Source organism: Streptomyces sp. NPDC058964 (assembly GCF_042741275.1).
GTDB lineage: Bacteria > Actinomycetota > Actinomycetes > Streptomycetales > Streptomycetaceae > Streptomyces.
Map to the genome: position 1 here is coordinate 1 of NZ_JBHYKH010000915.1, position 1,753 is coordinate 1,753.

Sequence of the window (1,753 nt, forward strand, 5' to 3'; positions counted from 1 at the left end):
CCCGCCCCGCGCCCGGGCCCGGCCCGGCCTGCGACCGCCGCGCGGCGACCCGGCGTTGGGGGGGGCGGTCGTGCCGCTCGGAGCGGCACGGGTGGGCGATGGGGTCCCCTGCCCGAACGAGGTCTGAGAGCCTGGGGGAGGCACCCCGTCAGCGCAGGGTTGCGCGGCTCACCCCCGGCCCGCACCGCTTCAGCCCAGCCTCGCGGCCAACCCCCCGGTGCACCGCACCTCATCGCCCGCCGTGATCAGCAACGCCTCGACCCCGGGCAGCGACTCCAGCCAAGCCAGCCCCGCCCGCGACCCCATCGCGAACGCCGCCGTCGCCCAGCAGTCCACCCAGGTCAGACAGGGGCCGACCACGGTCACCGCGACAAGGTCCGTGACCGCCGACTTCCCGGTCCGCGGATCCACGATGTGCGCCCCGCGTTCGGCCGTGCCGGACGTGGCCACCGACAGCTCCTCGACTCCGCCGGACGAGATAACCGCCGCCAGCCCGCCCGGCCGCAGGGGATCCGCCACGCCCACCCGCCACGGCCGGTGCGGCTCGGGTGCCCCGAACATCTGGACGTCCCCGCCGCCGTTCACGCTGACGCCGCTCACGCCGACCTCCGCGATCCTCCGCGCGGCCCGCTCGGCGGCCCAGCCCTTCACGATCCCGGTCGGATCGAGCCGGCCCCGGTACCTCATGCTGAACCAGCCGTCGCTCACCCGCTCCGCCTCGGCGCCCAGCTCCAGCACCTCGGCGACCTCCGGATCGCACTCGGCCACGGTGAGCTCACCACGGGCGAGCCGGGAGACCTGACTGTCCTCGCGATAGGTGCTGAACACCTCGTCGACACGGTGCAGTCCGGTGACCGCGTCGTCGAGGGCGGCCCGCACGGCACGCGGTTCCCCGCCGCGGACGTCGAAGGAGAAGACAGTCCCCATGACCTCCTCCGCCCGACGCACCGCGGCGGGAGCTTCTGCGGACTCCGCCACTGCCTCAGCCACCGGCCTGGTCCAGAGCGGACTGCAGGGACTGCTTGTAGCCGGTGCTCGTGTAGGTGGCCCCGGAGACCGAGTCGATGCTCGCGTTCCCGGCCGCCACCGCCTCCTGGTTCAGCTTCGGCACGGCCTGCGCGGTCTTCTGGTCGCTGAGCCCGCCCTTGGGGGCCTGTACCGCCTCGGCCTTGGTGATCTTGCCGTTGCTGACGGTGATCCGGACCTGGACCGGCCCGTACTGGGTCTGCGCGACCTGCCCGGTCACGGTCTTGGTGGCCTGCGCGGCCCCGCCCGACCCGGAGGACGAGCCCGATGATCCGGACGAGCCGGACGAGCCGGACGAGCCGGAGGACGAGCCCGACGATCCCGCCGAACCCTTCGAGCCGCCGGACGCCTTCATCTTGTCCAGCGCGGACTGGAGCGACTTCTTGTAGCCCGTGCTCGTGTACGTCGCCCCGGACACCGAGTCGATCTGCGCGCTCTGCGCGGCGACGGCCTCCTGGTTGAGCTTCGGCACGGACAGCGCGGTCTTCTGGTCGCTCGTCCCGCCCTTGGGGGCCTGTACCGCCTCGGCCTTGGTGATCCTGCCGTTGCTCACGGTCAGCCGGACCTGCACGACCCCGTACTGGGTCTGGGCCGCGTCACCGGTCACCGTGCCCGTCCCGGCGGTCTGCGCGCCGCCCTGCGGCGACTCCTGCCCGGCCGCCGTCTGCTGCGGCGCCGCTCCCGCCGCCGCGGCGGCGGGGTCCGTCGACGGCTACAGCGACAGCAG

At 74.0% G+C, this 1,753-nt stretch carries 2 protein-coding genes; both read right to left on the reverse strand.

Features of this window, described 5'->3' with window-relative positions:
• Positions 1-189: 189 nt before the first annotated feature.
• Positions 190-927 (reverse strand): FAD:protein FMN transferase, encoded by a 738-nt coding sequence (locus ACFW2E_RS46355; protein ID WP_384478059.1) that lies wholly within the window; start codon positions 925-927, stop codon positions 190-192.
• Positions 928-982: 55 nt separating this feature from the next.
• Positions 983-1,633, reverse strand: a complete 651-nt coding sequence (locus ACFW2E_RS46360) for an FMN-binding protein (protein ID WP_384478062.1) — start codon at positions 1,631-1,633, stop codon at positions 983-985.
• Between the last annotated feature and the right edge of the window lie 120 nt (positions 1,634-1,753).

Excerpts from the sequence above, each read along its gene's own strand:
- ACFW2E_RS46355 (WP_384478059.1), bottom strand. The coding sequence starts at position 927 with ATGGGGACTGTCTTCTCCTTCGACGTCCGCGGCGGGGAACCGCGTGCC.